At 60.6% G+C, this 20,687-nt stretch carries 24 protein-coding genes; 7 read left to right on the top strand and 17 right to left on the bottom strand.

Going from position 1 to position 20,687, the window contains the following annotated elements; genetic code table 11:
- Window positions 1–482: 482 nt before the first annotated feature.
- From ACFSR7_RS18280 to ACFSR7_RS18270, 3 genes are all read right to left on the bottom strand, one after another.
- Window positions 483–1,664: an NAD(P)/FAD-dependent oxidoreductase gene (locus ACFSR7_RS18280; RefSeq protein ID WP_282912652.1), complete on the bottom strand. Its 1,182-nt coding sequence runs from the start codon at window positions 1,662–1,664 to the stop codon at window positions 483–485.
- Window positions 1,665–1,700: 36 nt separating this feature from the next.
- A complete protein-coding gene (locus ACFSR7_RS18275) occupies window positions 1,701–2,132 on the bottom strand; it encodes a DUF1641 domain-containing protein (RefSeq protein ID WP_277568086.1) in 432 nt (143 codons plus the stop codon).
- Window positions 2,133–2,366: 234 nt separating this feature from the next.
- A complete protein-coding gene (locus ACFSR7_RS18270; protein ID WP_378163992.1) occupies window positions 2,367–3,713 on the bottom strand; it encodes a CynX/NimT family MFS transporter in 1,347 nt (448 codons plus the stop codon).
- A 247-nt stretch (window positions 3,714–3,960) separates the two neighbouring features.
- Between ACFSR7_RS18270 and ACFSR7_RS18265 the strand changes: the two genes are divergently transcribed.
- Together ACFSR7_RS18265 and ACFSR7_RS18260 are read left to right on the top strand one after the other, a co-directional pair.
- A complete protein-coding gene (locus ACFSR7_RS18265; protein WP_378163991.1) occupies window positions 3,961–4,122 on the top strand; it encodes a hypothetical protein in 162 nt (53 codons plus the stop codon).
- A 46-nt stretch (window positions 4,123–4,168) separates the two neighbouring features.
- Window positions 4,169–4,300, top strand: coding sequence for a DUF4023 family protein (locus ACFSR7_RS18260; RefSeq protein WP_378123147.1), 132 nt, complete (start codon window positions 4,169–4,171; stop codon window positions 4,298–4,300).
- A 58-nt stretch (window positions 4,301–4,358) separates the two neighbouring features.
- Here the strand turns inward: ACFSR7_RS18260 and ACFSR7_RS18255 are convergent, their stop codons facing one another.
- The 5 genes from ACFSR7_RS18255 to ACFSR7_RS18235 all read right to left on the bottom strand — a co-directional run bounded on the left by ACFSR7_RS18255 (window position 4,359) and on the right by ACFSR7_RS18235 (window position 7,936).
- On the bottom strand, window positions 4,359–5,276 hold the full coding sequence (locus ACFSR7_RS18255) for a polysaccharide deacetylase family protein (protein ID WP_378163989.1): 918 nt from the start codon (window positions 5,274–5,276) through the stop codon (window positions 4,359–4,361).
- Window positions 5,276–5,614, bottom strand: coding sequence for an MFS transporter (locus tag ACFSR7_RS18250; RefSeq protein WP_378163987.1), 339 nt, complete (start codon window positions 5,612–5,614; stop codon window positions 5,276–5,278). Before ACFSR7_RS18250 ends, ACFSR7_RS18255 begins: the two co-directional genes overlap by 1 nt.
- A complete protein-coding gene (locus ACFSR7_RS18245) occupies window positions 5,581–6,582 on the bottom strand; it encodes an MFS transporter (protein ID WP_378163985.1) in 1,002 nt (333 codons plus the stop codon). Before ACFSR7_RS18245 ends, ACFSR7_RS18250 begins: the two co-directional genes overlap by 34 nt.
- A gap of 182 nt (window positions 6,583–6,764) precedes the next feature.
- Window positions 6,765–7,232 (bottom strand): MarR family winged helix-turn-helix transcriptional regulator, encoded by a 468-nt coding sequence (locus ACFSR7_RS18240; RefSeq protein ID WP_378163983.1) that lies wholly within the window; start codon window positions 7,230–7,232, stop codon window positions 6,765–6,767.
- A 170-nt stretch (window positions 7,233–7,402) separates the two neighbouring features.
- A complete protein-coding gene (locus ACFSR7_RS18235) occupies window positions 7,403–7,936 on the bottom strand; it encodes an ester cyclase (protein WP_378163981.1) in 534 nt (177 codons plus the stop codon).
- 186 nt (window positions 7,937–8,122) lie between these two features.
- Here ACFSR7_RS18235 and ACFSR7_RS18230 point away from each other — a divergent pair, with 186 nt between their 5' ends.
- The gene (locus tag ACFSR7_RS18230) at window positions 8,123–8,548 is read left to right on the top strand and encodes a DUF1284 domain-containing protein (RefSeq protein WP_378163979.1); all 426 of its coding nucleotides are present in this window, start codon (window positions 8,123–8,125) and stop codon (window positions 8,546–8,548) included.
- A gap of 4 nt (window positions 8,549–8,552) precedes the next feature.
- Here ACFSR7_RS18230 and ACFSR7_RS18225 read toward each other — a convergent pair whose 3' ends face one another.
- Genes ACFSR7_RS18225 through ACFSR7_RS18215 form a run of 3 tightly spaced genes read right to left on the bottom strand, consistent with a single transcriptional unit; the run spans window position 8,553 to window position 10,512 of the window.
- On the bottom strand, window positions 8,553–9,251 hold the full coding sequence (locus ACFSR7_RS18225; RefSeq protein ID WP_378163977.1) for a hypothetical protein: 699 nt from the start codon (window positions 9,249–9,251) through the stop codon (window positions 8,553–8,555).
- Window positions 9,248–10,144: an ABC transporter ATP-binding protein gene (locus ACFSR7_RS18220; protein WP_378163975.1), complete on the bottom strand. Its 897-nt coding sequence runs from the start codon at window positions 10,142–10,144 to the stop codon at window positions 9,248–9,250. Before ACFSR7_RS18220 ends, ACFSR7_RS18225 begins: the two co-directional genes overlap by 4 nt.
- Entirely contained in the window at window positions 10,141–10,512 is a 372-nt protein-coding gene (locus ACFSR7_RS18215) for a GntR family transcriptional regulator (RefSeq protein WP_378163973.1), read from the bottom strand. Before ACFSR7_RS18215 ends, ACFSR7_RS18220 begins: the two co-directional genes overlap by 4 nt.
- 225 nt (window positions 10,513–10,737) lie before the next feature.
- On the opposite strand from ACFSR7_RS18215, the gene ACFSR7_RS18210 reads away from it, so the two are divergent.
- On the top strand, window positions 10,738–11,154 hold the full coding sequence (locus ACFSR7_RS18210) for a VOC family protein (RefSeq protein ID WP_378163971.1): 417 nt from the start codon (window positions 10,738–10,740) through the stop codon (window positions 11,152–11,154).
- A 94-nt stretch (window positions 11,155–11,248) separates the two neighbouring features.
- Here ACFSR7_RS18210 and ACFSR7_RS18205 read toward each other — a convergent pair whose 3' ends face one another.
- A complete protein-coding gene (locus ACFSR7_RS18205; RefSeq protein ID WP_378163969.1) occupies window positions 11,249–12,742 on the bottom strand; it encodes an HD domain-containing phosphohydrolase in 1,494 nt (497 codons plus the stop codon).
- A gap of 227 nt (window positions 12,743–12,969) precedes the next feature.
- Here ACFSR7_RS18205 and pepT point away from each other — a divergent pair, with 227 nt between their 5' ends.
- Together pepT and ACFSR7_RS18195 are read left to right on the top strand one after the other, a co-directional pair.
- Window positions 12,970–14,208 carry a peptidase T gene (gene pepT / locus ACFSR7_RS18200; protein ID WP_378163967.1) on the top strand — a complete coding sequence of 413 codons (1,239 nt, stop codon included), beginning with the start codon at window positions 12,970–12,972 and terminating at the stop codon, window positions 14,206–14,208.
- A gap of 109 nt (window positions 14,209–14,317) precedes the next feature.
- A complete protein-coding gene (locus ACFSR7_RS18195) occupies window positions 14,318–15,220 on the top strand; it encodes a lipoate--protein ligase family protein (protein ID WP_378164633.1) in 903 nt (300 codons plus the stop codon).
- 465 nt (window positions 15,221–15,685) lie between these two features.
- On the opposite strand, the gene ACFSR7_RS18190 is transcribed toward ACFSR7_RS18195, so the two are convergent.
- Window positions 15,686–16,588 carry an NAD(P)/FAD-dependent oxidoreductase gene (locus ACFSR7_RS18190; protein ID WP_378163965.1) on the bottom strand — a complete coding sequence of 301 codons (903 nt, stop codon included), beginning with the start codon at window positions 16,586–16,588 and terminating at the stop codon, window positions 15,686–15,688.
- A 785-nt stretch (window positions 16,589–17,373) separates the two neighbouring features.
- Window positions 17,374–18,414, bottom strand: coding sequence for an HD domain-containing phosphohydrolase (locus ACFSR7_RS18185; protein WP_378163963.1), 1,041 nt, complete (start codon window positions 18,412–18,414; stop codon window positions 17,374–17,376).
- Window positions 18,415–18,649: 235 nt separating this feature from the next.
- On the opposite strand from ACFSR7_RS18185, the gene ACFSR7_RS18180 reads away from it, so the two are divergent.
- Complete coding sequence (locus ACFSR7_RS18180) at window positions 18,650–19,339, top strand: class I SAM-dependent methyltransferase (RefSeq protein ID WP_378163961.1); 690 nt, start codon at window positions 18,650–18,652, stop codon at window positions 19,337–19,339.
- Window positions 19,340–19,352: 13 nt separating this feature from the next.
- On the opposite strand, the gene ACFSR7_RS18175 is transcribed toward ACFSR7_RS18180, so the two are convergent.
- Genes ACFSR7_RS18175 through ACFSR7_RS18165 form a run of 3 tightly spaced genes read right to left on the bottom strand, consistent with a single transcriptional unit; the run spans window position 19,353 to window position 20,584 of the window.
- Window positions 19,353–19,772, bottom strand: coding sequence for a GNAT family N-acetyltransferase (locus tag ACFSR7_RS18175; protein ID WP_378163959.1), 420 nt, complete (start codon window positions 19,770–19,772; stop codon window positions 19,353–19,355).
- The gene (locus ACFSR7_RS18170) at window positions 19,769–20,254 is read right to left on the bottom strand and encodes a 2-thiouracil desulfurase family protein (protein WP_378163957.1); all 486 of its coding nucleotides are present in this window, start codon (window positions 20,252–20,254) and stop codon (window positions 19,769–19,771) included. The genes ACFSR7_RS18175 and ACFSR7_RS18170 overlap by 4 nt, the downstream gene beginning before the upstream one ends.
- An 18-nt stretch (window positions 20,255–20,272) precedes the next feature.
- Complete coding sequence (locus tag ACFSR7_RS18165) at window positions 20,273–20,584, bottom strand: MGMT family protein (protein ID WP_378163955.1); 312 nt, start codon at window positions 20,582–20,584, stop codon at window positions 20,273–20,275.
- Between the last annotated feature and the right edge of the window lie 103 nt (window positions 20,585–20,687).

Below are 20,687 nucleotides of genomic sequence, written 5' to 3'. Positions count from 1 at the left end.
TGTCATCGATAACGATTCTCAGTCTCACTCGGACTATATTACCGGATATCTGGAGAAATGGCAATGGCAAGATGAGCGGCGCGAGGTGGTTTAAAAAGCGAGGGCCGCCGGAAGCGGGAGCTGGAGAGGCTTTTGCCGTTCTGAAAAGACCAGTAAGGGGCGACAACTGGCTGCATTAGCAAATAGTGATGCGCCACATCCTCAACTGACTAACGGTGCATGCAAAAGTGCAATAACGATACGCCATATCCGCCGAAGTAAGGCCGCAGCCGAAAAAGCAAAATAGCGATGCGCCATATCCTTATTCCGCAATATTCTGACCGAAAAAGCTAAATAACGATGTGCCACTTCCTTATTTCCCCGCCAGCACGCCGCATGTGCCGCAGCCTTTTCTTATTGTGCCGCCATCCGCTCCCACCTTAAACGCAAACAACTCCGCCCCGGCCGAAGCCGAAGCGGAGCTGCTTGCAAACACATCAATCCTATTCGAGCACCGCGAACAGACCCTTGATGTGCGTCAGATAGCGGATGTTGCTCATTTCCTTCATCAGCGTCGCAGGGAAGCCCTTGAAGCGGGTGCCGCTTGCGCCGACGGTGCCAACCGCGTCCTTGCGGCCGAGGCTGCCCAGCGTACCGGAGAATACCGGCTGGAACGTGTCTTGCACGCCGCCCTTGATTACGGCAGCCAGGTTGTGGCCGATGAGCTCGCCCATTTGCCAAGCCAGCTGTGCCGTCGGCGGATAAGGACGAGCGCCTTCGCCCGGAATAACGACTGCGCAGTCGCCTGCGAGGTAGACGTCAGGGTGCGAGGTCGATTGCAGCGTATCGGTAACCGATGCGCGGCCGCGGTTCACTTCGATGCCGCAGTTCGCGACGATCTCGTGGCCTTGGACGCCCCCGGTCCAGATGATGGTGTTGGACTTCAGCGTGCGGCCGTCCTTCAGGGAGACGGTGTCCTTGGAGGCTTCGGTGATCGCTACGCTGATGATGAACTCGACGCCGCGCTTCTCGAGGCTCGCTTGCGCGCGGGCGATGAGCTCCGGCGGGAAGATCGGCAGGATCGCCGGGCCGGCTTCTACCACGTAGAGCTTGATGTCGGCCGGGTCGATGCCCTTGGCGCGCGCGACTTCAGGCAGCTTGTCTGCGAATTCGCCGACGAGCTCGATGCCCGTCAGGCCGCCGCCGCCGACGACGATCGTCGCGTCAGCCGGATCCTTGGACGCCTTGTAGGCATCCAGACGCGCATGTACGTGTTCGCGGATCTTGTTGGCATCGCTGACGGACTTCAGCACGAAGCTGTTTTCTTGCAGTCCCGGGATGCCGAAGTAAGCCGTCTCGGAGCCGAGGGCGATGACGAGGTTGTCGTACGTGTACGAGCCGCCGCCGGCCGTCGTTACCTTTTTGTCGTTCGGCTTGATTTCCTTGACCGTATCGATGATCACATTGATGCCTTGGTTCTTCAGCAGCTTGGCAAGCGGCAGCGCAACGGCAGGTTCGCTGATCGTGCCTGCAGCCAGACGGTGCAGCTCGGTAATGATCTGGTGGGTCGGATAACGGTTGATGACCGTAATCGCCGCTTCGTGGACGCTCAGGTGCTGACGAGCCGTCAGCGCGCTCAGCAATCCGCCGTAACCGCCGCCCAGGATCAAGATTTGTTTAGCCATGGTCCATCCTCCGTTCGTGAGTCAGTGGTTTGGGGATTAGCGTTGCTGCTGGCGCTCCGCCAGTACGTTCAGGAATGCTTGGGTGTATCGCAAAGTCTTTTGCACTTGCGGATCCTTCAGCATTTTGAGCAGACCGAACAGGCCGACAGCCTGCGTGTCGGCTTCGGCACGGTCGCCGGCTTCGATCGCTGCGGAGGCGAGGCCCTTGGCCTTGTCTACGACAGGCGTGAAAAACTCGACGATTCCCGCCTTCGTATCGTTGATGAAAACTTGGTCCTTCGCGAGGCCGGAAGCAAAGTCGTACGCCGCGGTCAGCGTCGTCACCATCTCGGTCAGCTTGGGCAGGTTGTCCACCAGCGTGGTGAGCGATTGTTGAACTTCCGGCTTCATCAGTTGATCCAGCACATCCTGGGCCTTCTGCGCGTCGACAGCTTGCTCGGCGCCTTGCGATTGCGGTGTGGTAGTCATGAGACAAAGTCCTCCTTTACAGTAAGGTCATGCGGTCTCTTGCGATTCTCCGTCTCGTCGGACGAAGGGGCACGGGGAGGCGGGCGACATTTGTACCATTTTTCACATAAAAAGGCGTGCCGCTATTCCTTTGGCTTCTTCGTATTCGATCCGGAAGGTCGAAATGAACCCTTGTTCCCCATTTTACACCCGTTTGTGCCCTAGATGTAAAAAAATTAAAAAGGTTAATTGTGTCTATTTTGTGTCGGCGCCTGTCGAATCATTGGAGCCCGGCACGGATGCTGACGATACATAGGAGGCTCGGCTCGAGCCCAGCCCGAACAGCGCAGCCAGCGCCACGACGACGACCATCACCACGAGCGGCGTCTGCCATCCGCCCGAGCGGTCGTGGATAAAGCCGATAAAAGCAGGGCCGACCGCCGCCACGAGGTAGCCCACGAATTGAGCCATGCCCGACAGCTCCGTCGCCTCGGTCGCGGTGCGGGTGCGAAGCGAGAAAAACACGAGGCAAAGGCTGAAGCTTGCTCCCGCGCCGATCCCGATCAGGAGTACCCACGCAACCGTCAGAGGTCCCGTGCCGGCATCGAAAAGCAAGCCCCCGTATCCGACGAGGAGCATCGTCATGACGATCGCCATAATGCCCCGCTGGCTCGGACGCCGCGCAGCAAGCACCGGCGCCAGGAAGTTAGCGGGCAGGCCGATGATCTGCATGAGCGACAGCATCCATCCTGCCGTGCCCGCACTCATGCCGCGATCCTGCAGAAGCTCCGGCAGCCAGGTAACGTTGACATAAAAAATAATCGACTGGAAGCCCATGAACAACGAGACCTGCCAAGCCAATGGCGAACGCCATGGACGCGCGGACGCCACAGCCGGGCGGCTTAAGCCCCGCTCGCGCCGGCCGCGGCTGACCTGCGGCAGCCAAGCGATCATCGCCAGCGTGGAAGCGAGCCCCCATACGCCGAGCGCGCCGCGCCAGCCGAAGCCCGGCGCGTCCGCAATAGGAATGCTGACGCCGGAGGCGATGCCGGCGACGAGCGTCAGCGCGACCGAGTAGATACCGGTCATGAGTCCGGCGCGGTTCGCGAAGTCCCGCTTGATGAGCGCGGGCACGAGCACGTTGCCTACGCCGATGCCGATGCCGATCAATACGGTGCCCGCGAACAACAGCGCCGAATAAGGCGCGGCCCGCACGATCACGCCTACCGTGACCAAGGCCATGCCGGCGAGCAGCGTGTTCTCAGCGCCGAATCGGCGCGACAGCTTGGGCGCCACCGGCGAGATCACGGCGAAAGCAAGCAGGCCGAGCGTCGTCAGCATGCCTGCGCCGGCGCCCGACAGCCCGAGATCGTCCTTGATCCGGCCGACTACCGGTCCGACCGCGGTAAGGGCGCCGCGCAGGTTGGCCGCGATCAGCACGATGCCGACGGCCAGCCAGAGCAGCCTGCCGCGCTTGGCCTTCTCCGCGCGCTCGCGCTCCTGGGCTTGCTCGAGGGCAAGCTCCCGATCCGATTCGGATAACGCGCCCGGGCGATCTTCATCAAGCATTGCATTATTTTCGCGATTCGAAGTGTTCTTCATCTTCATTCATCCTCCGGACATCACCTACAGCATACGCCAAACCCGCCGCGCGAATGCCGAGCCGGCGCTGTAACTTATCTCCGGCAATGCCCGAATTGTAGCACACGGTGTCAAGTTCGTGATACCTCGACGATTCTTTTTATCGCTTCGAAGCCCAAGCGGTCCATCTGTGCGAATCGCATAATCCCCTTTGACGCAAGGAAGACTATAAAAGCAATTTTAACGATGCTGAGGAGGAGATAACGACATGTCCGGACGTAACAACAAACCGAAAACCGGCGGACCTGCGGGTCATCCCGGCAGACTGGACCAGTTCGGCGAAAAGCTCGGCTCGCGGAACGAAGAAGAGTTTCGCGCAGCGGCGGATACGTCCTGCAGCTCTGGCGCGAAGGGAAAAAATAGGAGCTGATTGTGCACTCATTTTATTAAAATCATAAGCAAGGGGGTTCGCGGACATGAGCGATACGCATGAATTCGTGGAGCAGGTCCATGATCGCCAGCGCAAGGACAAGCGCAATAAAGCGCATCAGGGTCAAGGCACGCAAGGTCAAAAGGTGTCTTCCCGCCAGCACAGCACCAATAAATAACGCGGCGCGCCTCCGAACGAAAGCCGTTCGAAGGCGTGCTTTTTTACATCCGTGCTCCTCAACTCCGTCCAAGCAGAAGCCTGGCCAACCTGAGCCCCGAGCGAAGCCTGGGCCGCCGCAGCTTTTCCCGCACATACCGGTAGTCCGTCAGCTGCACGCCCGCATCCTTCATCGCTGCCGAGAAGTCCGGATCCAGCATGAGCTTGTATTCCCACACCCTTTTGTCCCAATGAGGAATGCGCGCGCCAAGCTCCGCATCCGGGACCGCGGGGTGGATAAATGTCTCTACGACACCTTCCGGCAGCGTATACAGCTTGGCGATCAGCATCTCCTTAAACGTTTCGTACGTTTCCCCCGTCTCGATCTCGTAGGGATGGCTCAGCAGGTAGTCCGGCACCGCCACGCCGAGCGTGTCGCACAATGCCACGGCTTTGGCCAGGGTCGCCTCCACGCCCGGCGCGTTCGCCGTTATCGCTTCGGCAGGATCGATATGCCGGAACAGCCGAAACGGCAGCCTCCTGCGCGAGCACTTCCAAAAGACTTGCGGCAGATAGCTGCGGCCGGTGGCGACGCCGTAGAGGCTGCCCATATGATTGTCCGCGTGCGTCACGGCGATGCCGGCCCGCGCGACGGCGTCGAACTGCGCCTTCATCTCGGCGATGACGTCGGCCTTGTCGGCTCCGCGTTCGAACGCCGCGACGGTCTTGTACATATAGCCGTCCGCGTCGTGCAAGGAAGCGCGGCCCGTCAGGCTCGCAAAACGCACGGCGTCGTATTCGCTTGTGAAAGTCAGATGCAGGCCGATGTTGGCCTCGGGATGACGTCTGCACCAGTCCGCGGCCTGGTCAAAGCCCCGGGCGGGCGTCATGATCGTGGCGGACGAGACTCGGCGCTCCTCAAGCAGATGCATGATGGCTTCGTTCGCCGGTGCGCTCTGGCCAAAATCGTCGCAATTCAGAATCAGCAGCTTCGCCATCAGGCGTCGATCCCTCCTTGCATGTGCGGTGCCACAGGGACGGGCTGCGGCTTCAGAAATAACGAGATGACAAACGAGACGACGAGCAGGCAGAGCGGAACGATGCAGATCAGATAGCGGAACGTCGCCTCCGGATGCGGCCCCGGTTCGTCGCCGCTCACATAGCCGAACAGATGCCCGACGATAAAAAAGGCGAGCGCCGAGATCAGGCCGCTGGAGCGCGTGAGGAAGCCGCCGACTGCCGTGTACATCCCTTCTCTGCGTCGGCCGGTCCGCACAGCGTCCCTGTCGATGATCTCGCTGGTCAGCAGCGCCGGGGAAACGAGGAAGCCCGCCAATCCAAAGCCGAAGCAGATGCCCGCCGCGATGCCGGTGCCCAGATTGTCGGCGAACCAGAGGGAATCACGGACAGCCCGTATACGATGAAGGAGAAGCGCCAGCTGCGGTAGCCGCCCAATTTTTTCACAATATAAAACCATACCGCGACGAGCGGAATGACCGATACGAAGACGGAGGCCATCAGCAGCGTGACGTCGCTCTCTTCGACGCCGAGCGCGTACTTGGCGTAGAAGGGAATCATCGAGCTGACGAGGCCGTTCACCGTCTGGGCGAAGGAGCAAGCCACGTAAAAAAGCCAGAGCTCCTTGTTCTTCAAAGTCTCGCGAAACGCCTGAACGAGCGGCAGCGGCTCTTCCTTGGCGAACGTCTCGTTCTCGCGGACATTCAGGACGAAGAGCGTCATGAAGATGCCGAATAGGGCCGCGTACACGACGGACATCGTGCCGAAGCCGAGCGCCTTGTAGAGGATCGGCGTCAGCGCCGTACCGATCAGGATGGCAAAGATCTGGTAAGCCTGCTGGACGGCCGAGGCCTTGGCCCGCAGACTGTCGCCGGTGAACAGCTCGGGGAAAAGCGCGCCGTAGTTCACCCATAAGATCGTCGCGATCGCTTCGAAGAGGATGAGCGCGACGAGGAACCAGGTAAATAAAGCGCTATCATGTAAGCCCGAAGGAACGGCGAACACCATGACGAAGGCCAGCATGAACAGCGGGATGGACACGAAAATCCACGGCCTGCGGCGGCCGTGCCGCGAGCGCGTACGGTCGGAGAAATAGCCGGCCATCGGCTGGTTGACGGCGTCCCAGATCAGGTAGATCGTCCGTGCGAGGGTGGCGAGTCCGACAGCCAGCCCCAGCTTTTCAACATAATAATACGTGTAAAACGAACTGAAGGCCTGGCTGGGCACCATCATCGCGAACATCCCGAGCGCATAGGCCGTCGGGGAGTTCAGGAATTTCCTGCTCATCGGCATTCTCCCGTCGCGTGTAGATTCGCGGCCTGCTCCGCGGAAAGCCGCCGGTCGGCGACGTCCGGCGCGGCACGCCGTTCATCTACACCATTCTACAAACGGGCGGCAATTTCCTCCAATCCTCCAAATCGCTGGAATGCGCGGAGGCGTTAGCACAAATGCGAATCTGTCTGAAGGGTTTACCAGACCGGCCTGAACTTCACGGTCCCCTCGCCGAAGGAATGAACGATGTTGCGCATGCTCTGCGTCAACCGCTCGGCCTCGCTCTCCCCGAGCCGCTCGCGCCATCTTTTCTCTATGCTGCCGAACTGCGCTTCGGTCGCCCGGATGCAAGCCCATCCTCGCTCGGTGAGCACGACCAGCTTGCCGCGACCGTCGCTCGGATGCGGACGACGCTCGACATAACCGCATCCTTCGAGATAATCGATCATCTGCGTGGCCGCCTGCTTGGTGATCTCCAGATGCTCGGCCAGCTCAATGCCCGTCGCTCCGCCGAACGAGAGCTTCTGGAACGCGTAGCCGTGCGACGGACGCACGTCGTCGAAGCCCTGCGCAGCCAGCTCCAGGTGGAGCTCGTCAACCGCCGCGCGGAAGGCCGTCGCAAACAAAAACGTCAATTCGTAACCCCAGGCGCCCGCCTCGGACATGGCGCTTCCCTCCCGGTCCCTTGTCCTGCTTGTCGCTGTCCATTGTATCACAAGCGGCCGGGAGGGGCGGGCGCGTTCGATACGCGGAGAGGCTGTGGCGAACAACGCACGGTCTATCGCCCTATTCGTCCAGTAACCAGCTTCCCGCACCACGCCACCTCGGTACCTCGCTATTCGAGTCCCGGCGCCCCATTCACGCGGCAGGCAGGCTGTTCGTTAAGCTCCGCGCCGATCTGACGCAGCAGCGTGGCGGTGTCGAACAGGGCCCAATGCTCGGCGATCCGGCCGTTCGCGACGCGGTACTCCCGGTACAGCTTGGCGTCAATCGGAAGGCCCGTGGCCGCTTTACCTCTAAACGTACCCAGATGGGTTCCCTTCATCCGAAGGCGGACGACGACGCGATCCCCCTCCGCCGTGACGCTCTCGACCGTCGACCGCTGATCGGGAAACGCCGTCCGCAGCCTTTCCGCCATCGCGAGCAATCCGTCCGCATTACCCGGTTCATAGGCATGATCGAGGTAATCGTCCGTCAGATATTGTGCGATACAGGCAGAATCGCCTTCATTCCAGAATCGTTCGATGAAGTCTCGCGCTACTGCTGCGGGAGTCGGGACTTCTTGAGAGATCGTACTTTCCCCTTGTTCGCCAGACTGAGTACGCTCATTTCCGCGGAATAAACTTGAAGCTTGCGGCTGTTGGTCCATGCACTTTGCCTCCTTTAAATATAGTCAATTTAGTTGACTACTTGAAGGATAGCATGAGATGGTAATTTAGTAAAGTAAATTGACTATAATAGTCATCTGCCATTCCGCTCCGCCGACAAGCATGCATCATTGTTAACCAACCGTTATAATTAGGGTTAACAAATTAGTCAAAGGAATGACGAACACATGACAATCAAGCTACGCGGGCATCATCTGCTCTGCCTGTTGGGTTACCGGGGAAAAGGATATTCGGAAGGTTTTTGCGCGAACATGACGCGCGTGTACGAGCGGCTCCGGACGGAGCCCGAAACGGAGATCGAGCTGATCCTCGGGCCCGACGACATCTGCGCCGCGTTTCCCGAGGACCAGGAGCCGCATTGCGAAAATGCGAGCGTGTACCGGAAGGATGAAGAGATTGCGCGGCAAATCGGCATCGCGATCGGGGAGCGCCGCGCATGGGCGGACGTCATAGCCGCCGTCGCAATACGAGTCGGGCCGAACGACATCGGCTCCCTCTGCCGCGATTGCAGATGGGAGCCGTATGGATTGTGCCGCGAAGGCGTGGCGCATGTTCACTTGTCGCCCAGCCTGCGGGAGCTGCCTCCCGCCTGACGGGTCAGACGGCCGTGCGGCGCAGCAGCGCGTAGGAGATCGCCATGCACAGGAGCGTCAGCGGTGCGGTGCCGCCGGCGATCTCGAGCATCGTGCGGTCCGCCAGCCAGTGGCCGAGGTCGATCCACCAGCCTTGCTGCGTCATGACGTAGCTCCAGACCGTGCCGATCGCGAGGACGGCGATGGAGAGGATGAACATCCCGTTTTTGCCGAACCGCTTGGCGACGCAGGCGATCAGGAAGCCGAGGTAGAATAAGAAGACGATCAGCAGGAAGTAGACCAGGAACTGAACGGGTGCGGAGCCTTCGCTGATATAGGGCAGGTGGAAGAAGTAGAGTCCGACGCCCCAGCCGTCTGTCCAAGCGCTCTCGATGTACGACAGCAAGGTCAAGCCGGCCGCGCAGATGACGCCCACCAGGCCGATCGCGCCCCCCGTGCCCCAGAAATAATCGGTCCTGCGGACGCTGAAGCCAAGCAAGAAGGGCAAAGTATTGGACACCGACATGATGCCTGCCGCGAGCATGTAGATGTACAAGGACGCGACGCCGCCCGTCGTGATGTCTTCCTTAGCGAAGTAGGCGGTGATCAGATTAACGACGAAGCTCGATCCGGAAATGATCCAGGGCAGCAGGAACCAGCTGAATTTGTCCTTCAGAATCGTGGACGTGACCGCCTTCATTCTTCCGCGTTGGACGATATTCATGACGAGACCGCCTCCCTTTCCTCTTTTTTGCCGCCCGTCAGATGCACGATCAGCTGTTGAAGCGACACCGGCGCGAACTCCAGACCGCGCTCCGCGGCGGCCCTGCGCTCTTGCGGGCTCGCCTCTCCCATGACCGTAGCCGAAGCGATCGCGCCCATCGCATCCCGCGACAGCACCTTTTTCCCCGACACGAACGCATCGATTCTGGCGGCGGCGCCCACGACGGTATAGGCCATCCCGGACAGCCCTTCCACGTCCCGGTCCAGCAGCAGCTTGCCTTGATCGATCAACAGGACGTGCTCCAGCAAGCGGCTCACCTCGTCGATCAAATGCGTCGACAGAATGACGGTGCGCGGATGTTCGGCGTAGTCCTCCAGCAGCCGGTCGTAGAACAAGGTGCGCGCGACGGCGTCCAGCCCGAGATACGGCTCGTCGAAAATCGTCAGCGGCGCCCGGCTGGCCAGCCCGACGACCACGCCGGCGGCGGACAGCATGCCCCGGGACAGCTTCTGCATCTTCCGCTTCATCGGGAGCCCGAACGCTTCGGCCAGTTCGGCCGCGAGCGCCGCGTCCCAGTTCGGATGCAGCAAGGCGGATACCTCCAGCACGTCCTTCACCGTGAACATCGACGGGTACTTCTGGCTCTCCTTGATGAAGCAGACGCGCCGCAGAACCGACTCGTTCTCGAACGGTCTCTCGCCGAACACTTGAATGTCGCCGCCGGACGCGAACTGCTGCGCCGTCAGCATGTGCATGATCGTCGTCTTGCCGGCGCCGTTGCGGCCGAGAAGCCCGTAGATCTTGTTCTCCTCCAGCTCGAAGCTCACGCCGCGGACCGCCGCGATGCCGCCGTAGGACTTGGTCAGGTTCGTTACCTTCACGATCGCGCTCATGACTTGTTCCCTCCCTTGCGGACCATGTCCGCGAGCTGATCCTGCGTAATGCCGAGCTTCTCCGCTTCCCGCATCATCGCCACGACATATTGTTCGAAGAACTGCTCCTTGCGCTTCTCGACCAGTCTCGCCTTCGCTCCCGCCGCCACGAACATGCCGATCCCTCTCTTCTTGTAGAGAATGCCTTGCTCCGTCAACAGATTGACGCCCTTGGCAGCCGTCGCCGGATTGATCTGGTAGAATGCCGCGAACTGATTGGTCGACGGCACCTGGGATTCCTCGGGCAGCGCGCCTTCGATAATGTCGTTCTCGATGCGCTCGGCGATTTGCACGAATATCGGACGGCTGTCGTCGATCAGGAAGCTCATCGTTACCTCACCACCACATTGGTTAATTACTTATGTAACTAACCATATAACACTCCGATGACAACGTCAAGCGGGCGAATGCGTATTTTGGGAAAAACGTTGGGATTTGAGCAATCGACGAGAAATCCCGGCGGCGGGCGCATGCTAAAATGAGGATGGACGAGAGGCTTGAGGCAGGCGGACAAGCTTCGAACGAATCGGCCGCGAGCCATGGAGGAGACAGCTATGACCAAGGAATTGTGGATCAACCTGCCCAGCAAGGATCTGGCACGCACCAGACAGTTTTATCGCGATATCGGCTTCACGTTTAATCCTAATTTCCCGGGCGGCGATTCTGCCGTCAGTCTATTGGCCGGCAACCCTGCGGTCGTCGTGATGATATTTCCCGAAGAGACGTTCGCAGGCTTTGTTTCGAGCGGCGCCTCGGATGCCCGCGCTGCGGCGGAGGTGCTGCTCTCGATCGGGGCGGATAGCCGCGAGGAAGTGGACGAGCTGGCTGCCAAGGCTGCAGCCGCGGGCGGCGAAGTGTACGGCAAGCCCGGGGAGAGCCAGGGCTGGATGTACGGCTGCGGCTTCGCCGATCCGGACGGGCACCGGTGGAACGTGCTCTATATGGACACGGCTAAGATGCCGGGGAGATAACCGGCATCTAGGCTAAGACATTGCGTTGAGACGTCAAAGACCGCCCGAGGCGAACGCCCGGGCGGTCTTTGACGTTGTTTTCAACAGGCCAAGCTCAGCTCCCCCGCATGCGGGAAACGAAAAGCTCGACGTACACGGGGTCCCACTGCGTGCCCCCGCCTTCTTCGAGAATGGCAAAGGCTTTGCCGAACGGCATCCCCTTGCGATAAGGCCTGTCCGAGGTCATCGCGTCGAACGCATCCGCTACCGCGATGATGCGGCCGGCCGCCGGGATTCCTTCGCCGCTTAGACCGTCCGGGTAGCCGCGGCCGTCGTAGCGCTCATGATGCGAACGCACGCCGGGCAGCAGCGGCGCCATCGCTTCGCGGGGCTCGACCTGCAGCAGAATGTTTTCTCCCAGCACGGGGTGCTGCTTGATCTGCTCGAACTCCTCGTCCGTCAGCTTGCCCTCCTTGAGCAGCACGCTGTCGCGGACGCCGATCTTGCCGATGTCGTGGAGCAGCGCCGACTTGCGAAGCACGTCGAGCTCGTCGGCGGAGAGGCCCGCCGCCCGTCCGATGACCGAGCTGTACTCGGCTACGCGCTGCGAATGGCCGGCCGTATACGCATCGCGGGCATCCAGCGCCGCAGCCAGGGTAGCGTAATAGCTCTGCAGCAGCTGCGCGTTCATCCGCTCCCGCGACCGCAGTCCTTCGACCATGCCGTTGAAGCCCGCCGTCAACCTGGCGAACTCGTCCGAGTACAGGTCGGACGCGGAAGTGTGCAGCCTGCCGGCCTGCACCTCGGACATCGCCTCGTACAGCTCCCGGATCGGCTGCTGGACGTCCCTCCCGAGCAGCCAGGCGCCAAGCGATGAAAAACCGACGCCCGTCACGAGAATGAGACCCGCCCACCGCCAATAGTCGTAACCGAGATCCTGCGACCAGCCGTTCAAGCGAATCTGCGTCGCCAGGCTGAACAGGATGACCGGAAATGTCCCGATCAGAAACGCGCTCAGCTGAAATTTGCGCTGAATCGAGACGAGTACGCGCCCGCTCAGGGATATATCGGCGCCGTACATGCGGCGTCCCGCCGCCCTCAAGTGTGCGAGCAGCGGACGGATGGATTGGGCCGTGAGGAAAAACTCGATTAAGGCGTGCATGCAAGCGACGAGCACCGCGCCGGCTGCCGCCAATCCGATGTAGTAGTAGGGCAGCTTCGCCCAGCCGAGCCGGATCGCCAGCAGCGCCAGCGCGCTCGCGGGCAGCGACAAGCCCAGCAGATGCGGGCCGAGCGTGCGTGTCACGGCGAGCGAGGGCAGACGGTGCGCCCTCAGATAAGCCGCTTCGATCTGCGCCAAAGCCGGCCGCTCCGACCGGAACAGCTCGCGGATCGGCGCGATATGCCTGCGGAAGGCGAAATATTCGGCGACGAACATGGTCAGGAGAGAAATGAGCAGGATCGCCTGCAAATGCAGCAGCTCGACACGCGGCAGGCTCAAGCTGCCCGATAGAATCGCGCCGCCCACGCCGAGCACGGCGACGACCGAGCCGATGATATAGTTTCGGACGAGACGGATCACTAAAGATCTGTACGGCGACTGCTCCATGCCGGTAATGCCTCCTCTATCTGTCTCTCTCACTATGAGGGAGGGCCGTACGCGCGTAAAGGCCTAACTTGCGCCTCTCTGCGGGGATTGCGGGGATCGCGGGGATTGTCCGGCTTCGTCGGCGCACGGGAGCTCGCTTTGTTTTCCCATGCCCGCTATTTGGGTTATGATGTGAACATATGCAGCTTTAGCGCCAGCACGAGCGCCATCCTGAGGAGGTGCCTGCCATGAAGCAGGAATTAATCGATCGGTTCGTGAAATACGTGCAAGTCGACACCCAGTCAAACGACAACAGCCCGTCTTGCCCGTCTACGCCGGGTCAATGGACCTTGCTCCGCATGCTGGAGGAGGAGTTGAAGAGCATCGGCATGCAGGAGGTGTCGGTCGACGACAACGGCTATCTGATGGTGACGCTGCCTTCCAATACGGATGCGGATGTCCCGACGATCGGCTTTTTGGCGCATGTCGACACCGCCACCGACTTCACGGGGACGAACGTCAAGCCCCAGCTCGTCTACAACTATGCCGGCGGCGATATCGTGTTGAACTCGGCGCTCAAGATCGCTTTGTCACCGAATATGTTCCCTGACCTCGCCAGGTATGTCGGCCATACGCTCGTCACAACCGACGGCACGACGCTGCTGGGAGCCGACGACAAGGCTGGCATCGCCGAGATCGTGACTGCAATGGCCTATCTGATCCGTCATCCGGAGATCAAGCACGGCCGCATTCGCATCGCATTTACCCCTGACGAGGAGATCGGGCGGGGGCCTCACAAGTTCGACGTCGCCGCGTTTGGCGCGAAGTATGCCTACACGATGGACGGCGGACCGCTCGGAGAGCTGGAATACGAGAGCTTCAACGCTGCGGGTGCGGTCGTCACCGTCAAAGGCACTAACGTGCATCCGGGCACCGCAAAGGGCAAGATGGTGAACTCCGCCAAGATCGCGATGGCTTTTCATGCCCGGCTGCCGGAGGCAGAAGCGCCCGAGTTTACGGAAGGCTACGAGGGCTTCTATCACCTGCAATCGATTGAAGGCGACGTGGAGCGGACGACGCTGCGTTACCTGGTGCGCGACCATGACCGGAGCCTGTTCGAGCGGCGCAAGCACGTGCTGGAGAATATCGCTGAAGAGTTCCGCCAGACGTACGGCGAACACAGCATCGAGCTGTCGATGAAGGATTCGTACTACAACATGCGGGAGAAAATCGAGCCTGTCATTCATATCGTCGACATTGCCCGCGAAGCGATGGAGAGCCTCGGCATCGAGCCGATCATCAAGCCGATCCGCGGCGGCACGGACGGCTCGCAGCTGTCCTACATGGGACTGCCGACGCCGAACATCTTCACCGGCGGGGAGAATTACCACGGCAAATACGAGTTCGCGTCCGTCGACAACATGGTGCAGGCCGTCAAGGTGATCGTCGACATCGTCCAGCGTTATGAGCAGCGGGCGCGTGAATAACGGGTTCGGGGAGCACGAGGAGCTTGCGGATAGCGGGATCGGCTGGCGCGAGGAGCCCGCAGATACCGCGGATTCGCCGGCCGGCGGTTCGTCCAACGACCGCACATGGATGGCCGGTCTGCTGATCCTCGACCGCACGGACCAGCTAGAGGCGGTAGATCCGCTGTATGCGTTCGCACTGGACGAGCTGCTATGCCGTGCGGCCGGCGCCGGCGGGACGGCAGTCTGCCATCTGTGGCGGCACCCGCGCGCCTTCGTCATGGGCCTGCGGGACAGCCGTCTCCCATATGCGCGGGAAGCGGCGGATCGGCTGGCGGGCCAGGGATACGGCGTCGCCGTCCGCAATTCGGGCGGCGCGGCCGTACCGCTCGATCCAGGCGTCGTCAACCTGTCGCTGATCCTTCCGAAGGATCGGGCGGAGGATATGGCGTTCCATGGCGATTTTGAGCGAATGTACGACCTGATACGGTTGGCCGTCCGGCAGCTCGGGGGCGAGGCTGCCAAAGGCGAGATCGTCGGCTCCTACTGCCCCGGCGACTTCGACCTGTCGATCGCGGGCCGCAAGTTCTGCGGCATCGCCCAGCGCAGGCAGGTGAAGTCCTACAACGTGCAAGCTTTCATCATTGCCGAAGGCGAAGGAGATGAGCGCGCAAGGCTCGTGCGCGAGTTTTACGGGCTGGCGGCCGCAGGCGCGGATCCCTCAGCGTACCCGGACGTCGGCACGGACCGGATGGCGAGCCTAGCCGAGCTGACGGGGGCGGGAGCCGAGGGCGGTGGCGGTGATCGTGCCAGTGGCGGCGATGGTTATGGTGACGGTAATGCCGTAGGTGACAGTAATGCCAACGGTGTCGGTAACGGGCTGTCCGCGCGATTCGCCGCCGCGGTGAAAGACGTCATCCGCGCGCATCAGACACCGGCCGGTCTCGCCGGCGCCGAGGCTGCGCTTCGCCTGCCGATGCCGGAAGAGATCGAGGCGATGGCAGCGTCGCTCCGGACACGTTATGGGATTTAGAGCGAGCAGCGCCAACCGCGTCAATCGTTCGAAACGCAAAAATTGCGGTTGCAGTCCGCTATCATGCGACGCGGATCTTCCAACCGCAATTTTTGCGCTCGCACAAGCATTCAGCTGAGAGCGGCGTGCCACAGGGGCAAATTTTGCGCTTGCACAAACTGTAATCAGAGCGCGGCGTGCCGCAGACGCAAATTTTGCGCTTGCAGCACGCCTTTGCTTTCAGTTCCGTGCTCTAACCGCAAAAATTGCGCTTGCGACATCGGCATCGCAATCGGAATCAGCATTGCATTCTCGCTTACCGCACCCGCCGCTCCACACAACCGCGTTTTCCTCGCTTACTACCCGGCTAATTAGCTTTTCGCCTCCCGCAACCGACAGCTCACTCAGCTTCACGCAACCGCAGTTTCGCTCGCTTGCAGCTCGGCCCGGCTCCGCCACTAAGCTCGCTCAAGATCGGCCTTCACATCAAGCGAACGCCTCGTCCGTCATATCCTCGTTGATGCCGATTGCGGCACGGGTGCCGTCGGCGGCGGCTACGATGAGCTGCGCCGGCATGATGCACGTCGCGTCGCCCGCCGCATAGATGCCTGGCACGCTTGTCCGGCCCGCGCCGTCCGTCTCGATGCCGCCGTATGGCGTCATTTCGCAGCCGAGGCGCTCCGCGAAGGGAGCCGCCTGCCGCAGCCTTTCGGCGATGAAACCGCCCGTGCATGCCGCCTCCTCGCCGTCCGCGAACCGCACCGCCGACAGCCGGCCTTCCTCGCCGACGAATCGATTAATCTCGCGATGGTCGATCCGGATGCCGCGCTCCCGCAGTACGCGTTCCTCTTCCGGCTTGAGCGAATCGTAGCCGTTGGAGCAGACAAGCAGGTCCTTGCTCCAATTGTAGACCGTCTTGGCCAGGTGGAACGTGTGATCGTTGCCCGCAATGAGCACGAGCGGACGATCGCGCAGCTCCCAGCCGTCGCAGTAGGCGCAGCAGAACAGGCTCCTGCCGTAAAAATCGTACAGGCCCGGGATTTCCGGCAGCAGCTCCTTCAGTCCCGCGGCCAGCAGCAGTCTGGCTGCGCGCCAGCTCTCCCCCGCCGAATCCGTCAACCGGAAGCTGCCGTCCGGTTCGCGCGTCACTTCCTTCACCAGGCTCTCCCTCACGCGCACGCTCGGATAAGCTGCCAGCTCGTCATGCGCAATTTTCCGCATGGCTGCCGGCGAGGTGCCGTCCCGCGTCAAAAAACCGTGCGAGGCCAACGCCACCCGGTTGCGCGGCTTACCTTCGTCGAAGAGCGCGACCGACCGTCTCGCCCTGCCCAGTACGAGCGCGGCACTAAGCCCCGCGGGCCCGCCGCCTATAATTGCGCAATCGAACAAGTTTCACATCCTCCTCCGTTCACCATGCGGCTGCCCGCCATGACCGCTTTTGGCATTCCATGTTCCATACAGCTCCATGTTCCATACAGCTTCGTCTTCCAAACAGCTCGATTATTCGGCCGTAATCCGCAAGACATAATTGCCGCCAACACCCAATCAAGATAATATACCCGAAATGCCAAGAAAAACCGCCAAGAAAAATCGCTCTGACGGTCTCTTTTATAAGTTGGCGAATATCCGAAACTTGATTGTGCGCAATGCCTGCCGATGACTAATTCGTCAGCCGTTCCGATGGCTGGGCGATCGTCGCCTTCGTTGCTCTTTCGCCATCGTGTTGCTCTTTCCTCGTCATGTGGCTCTTTCCTCGTCATGTTGCTCTTTCGCCGTCGCGTCGCTCCCTGGCAGCAACGCCTGCAAATATGCATCTTTTTTGCCGATTTCGACCCTTTTGTACAAAATAGATGCCAAAGCGCAGTTATTTTCCTTTATCGGCCCCATTTCCGGCTTGTTCTTTGAATTTACCTGCACATTTGCATGTATTTTATCAAGTGTCGTTTGCCGGCAGAAAATGCATGTATAAATGCAGGTTTTACGCCCCGCAAAACATCGAAAAGCCTGCACGCCGAAAGCGCGTTTGCCTGTCGCGAATCGCCGCCAAATATAACAAAAAAGCCCCGCCGCCGATAGGCAGAGCTCAGCAAGCTTATAGTCTCACTTATAGTCTCACTCACAGACTACTCATAGCTTACCTTGGTTTATTCATCATGCTCATTCTCCGCCCGCACTCAACAGGAGACAGGCACCCGCAAAACGTCGAGAAAGGCGTCCACGACCATCGGATCAAAATGTGCGCCGCGCTGCGCGCAAATCTCGGCGATCGCCTCCTCATGCGTCCACGCCTTTTTATACGGCCGCTCGTGCGTGAGCGCATCGTAAAAGTCGACGATCGCCACAATGCGACCCGACAAAGGAATGTTCGCGCCGCTAAGGCCTCGAGGATAGCCGGCGCCGTTCCACTTTTCATGATGCGTTAGCGCGATTTCTCCCGCTACCTGGAGCACCGGGAACAAGCTCGTCTCCAAAATCCAAGCCCCGATGAGCGTATGCCGCTTCATCTGCTCGAACTCGTCCGTCGTAAAGCGGCCCGGCTTCAGCAGAATCTCGTCCGAAATGCCGATCTTGCCGATATCGTGCAGCGGCGTCGCCTGCTCGATCAGCTCGACCTCCTGCTGCGGCAGTCCGAGCGCGACGGCGACATCGCGTGCCATGCGTCCCACGCGCTGCGTATGCTGACCGGTCTCGTCGTCGCGATACTCCGCCGTACGCGCAAGCAGATGCAGAATCTCAAGCTTGGCCTGCTCCAGCTCGGCCGTACGCTCCTGGACCCGCCGTTCGAGCGTATGATTCTGCTCCTGAAGCTGCAGGTAAAAATAACGCGACTTCAGCAAGTTGCCGATGCGGAGCACGACCTCTGAAGCGTCGAGCGGTTTTGTAATAAAATCGGTGGCTCCCAGATGAAGCGCCTCTTTGCGCGCGCTCGGCGAGTCGTCGGCCGTGAGCACCACGACAGGCAGGAAGCTGCTCTCCCCGATCAGCGGACTCAGCTGCCGGAGAACGTCGAATCCGTCGACGACCGGCATATGAAGATCGAGCAGCACAATATCCGGCGCGAGCTCCCCGAAGAGCCGCACCGTCTCGGCCGAATCCGTCGTACTGTGCAGGTTCGTGAAGCCTGCCCTGCGCAGTACGTGCTCCAGCAGCATAATATTTGTAGGTTGGTCGTCAACGATGAGGAACCTGGCATTCTGCGTCCATGCGCGATCCATTGGCGATCACTCCTCGAACAGATGTACCGTCATAGCCTTTTAGATTCATTTTGATTATAGGCGATCGCCGTCCCAAATGGCAGACAGGATTCGCCAATTTTCGCAACACCGACTAAACTGAGCTTTTATTTGTACCCAATAGTCACCAACTATAAACAAAATATATTTTATATATTTCCTAGCGGGAAGCGATGGCACTATGATAAAGACAGTTAGCAATCGAGGAGGTCATGCGATGAACCCGAACGTGAAAAAACATTTTGACGCCGTCGCGAGTCAGTACGATGAACAGCGGAGGGGCCTGATTCCTTGCTTTGACGACTTTTACGGCATGGCGTTGTCGTTGGCCGAGAGCGGGGCGGATTCGCCTCGCGTGCTGGACTTGGGCGCCGGCACCGGCTTGTTGGCCGCGATGGTGCGAAGCAAGCTGCCAAGCGCGCAAATCTCCTTAATCGATATGAGCGCGAGCATGCTGGACGTCGCCCGGGGACGATTCGCCGGAGACCCGAATGCCAATTTCATCGTAGCCGACTACGCCGAATATGACTTCGCGCCCCAACGCTACGAGATCATCGTGTCGTCGCTCTCGATCCATCATTTGACGCATGCGTCCAAGCGGGATTTGTTCAAAAAGCTGTACCGCGCGCTCGCCCCGGGCGGCGTGTTCGTCAACGCGGACCAGGTCGCGGGCCGTACGCCGGCCTCGGATGCGTACTACCGCCGCAGATGGCTGGCCGAGATTGCCGCCAGCGGCCTGCCTCAATCCGCCATCGATGCATCCGTGGAGCGGCGGAGCGTCGATATCAACGCCAAACTGGACAATCAGCTCGCCTGGATGACGGAGGCGGGGTTCCATGACGTGGACTGCTTGTACAAATATCTCGATTTCGCCGTCTTTTTCGGCGCCAAGCCTTCCGCATCCTAGTCTCCTCGAGCCGCTACACGTCCCGGGAATACACGTAAAATCCGCTTCGGCGCTGCCATCCGGTCGCTGCCCAGAAGCCGGCACCCGCGTCATTGTCCGCAAGCACGAAAAGGTGGCACTTCCCAATGCCGGCCTCCCGCAGCTTGTCCAAACTGAGGGAGGCCAGCTGACGGGCGATTCCCAGGCCTCGATAAGCAGGATCTACTGCAGCATGGTACACGTAGCCGCGCCGTCCGTCATGGCCGCACAGAATCGCGCCGGCCAGTTCTCCTTCCGCTTCGCACACGAAGCTCATACCTTCGTTACGGCACAAGTAGGCCGCGATCTCTTCCTTCTCATCCGCCTCGCTCAGCGCCAGACCTTCGATTCGCCGCCATAGCGCCATCATCCGGTCGTAATCGGCGATCTCCATCGTCCTGTATTCGATCCTCACCGTTCCGGTTCAGCCCTCTCCCGTTCAAGCCGCGCCAGCTCGCGCTCGGCCGACTCCAGCTGATCCTCTCCGAAAACCATGAAGCCGTGCTTGCGAAGCAACGCCGCCGTCCTGCCTTCTCCAAGGCGCTTGGTGCCGCTGAAGGTACCGTCATAGACGGACTGGCTGCCGCAGGAGGGGCTGCTCTGCTTGAGAATCGCCAGCGCCACGCCATGCGCCAGTGCCGCCTGCAGCGCAAGCTCCGCGCCACGGTCGAACGCCTCCGTCAGGTCTTCCCCCTCTTCGGTTACGACGCTGTCGCCCCGAATCTGTGCCGGCGGCCGCGGCGTCGGCAGCCCGCCCGCGACTTCGGGGCACACCGGCACGAACCGGCCTTCCGCCTGCCATCGCAAAAACCGGGGATCCTCGCATAACTTGCCGCCACCGTCGTATCGCACCTGCTGACCGAGCAAGCAGGCGCTGACCAGTATTTTCGCCGCCATCCGCTTCCCCTCCTTCTCCTAAGTCGCCCCGTCCCACCTGCATTGCACGAGATCCACCCTGTAATCTCCATCGAAAAGAACGCCCTCTTCCTCCAACAGCGCTCGCTGCGTATACCGGGCTTCGTCGCCCGGCAGCGCGATCTCTCCTTTGGCGTTCACCACCCTGTGCCACGGAAGACCGTGCGCTTCGCTCAGCGAATGCAGCACCCAGACGACGCGCCGAGCGGCCCGCGAGCTGCCTGCCGCGGCCGCCACTTGCCCGTACGTCATCACCGTGCCGGCAGGTATCGCTTTAATGACTTCAACTACTCGCGCCGTAAATGGCTGCATGTCGCTCACCTCTACGTTACAGCTTATAATAGTTCCCGCAAAGACGCCAAGCCCCCGAGGCCGAAGCGCCCGGGAGCTTGATGTTTCCGCAGTAACTCTGCGG

The sequence above is a fragment of the Cohnella sp. GCM10020058 genome (assembly GCF_042683485.1).
Lineage (GTDB): Bacteria > Bacillota > Bacilli > Paenibacillales > Paenibacillaceae > Cohnella.
The sequence above is the reverse complement of the archived record's forward strand: the minus strand, read 5'-3'. Positions and strand labels throughout refer to the sequence as shown.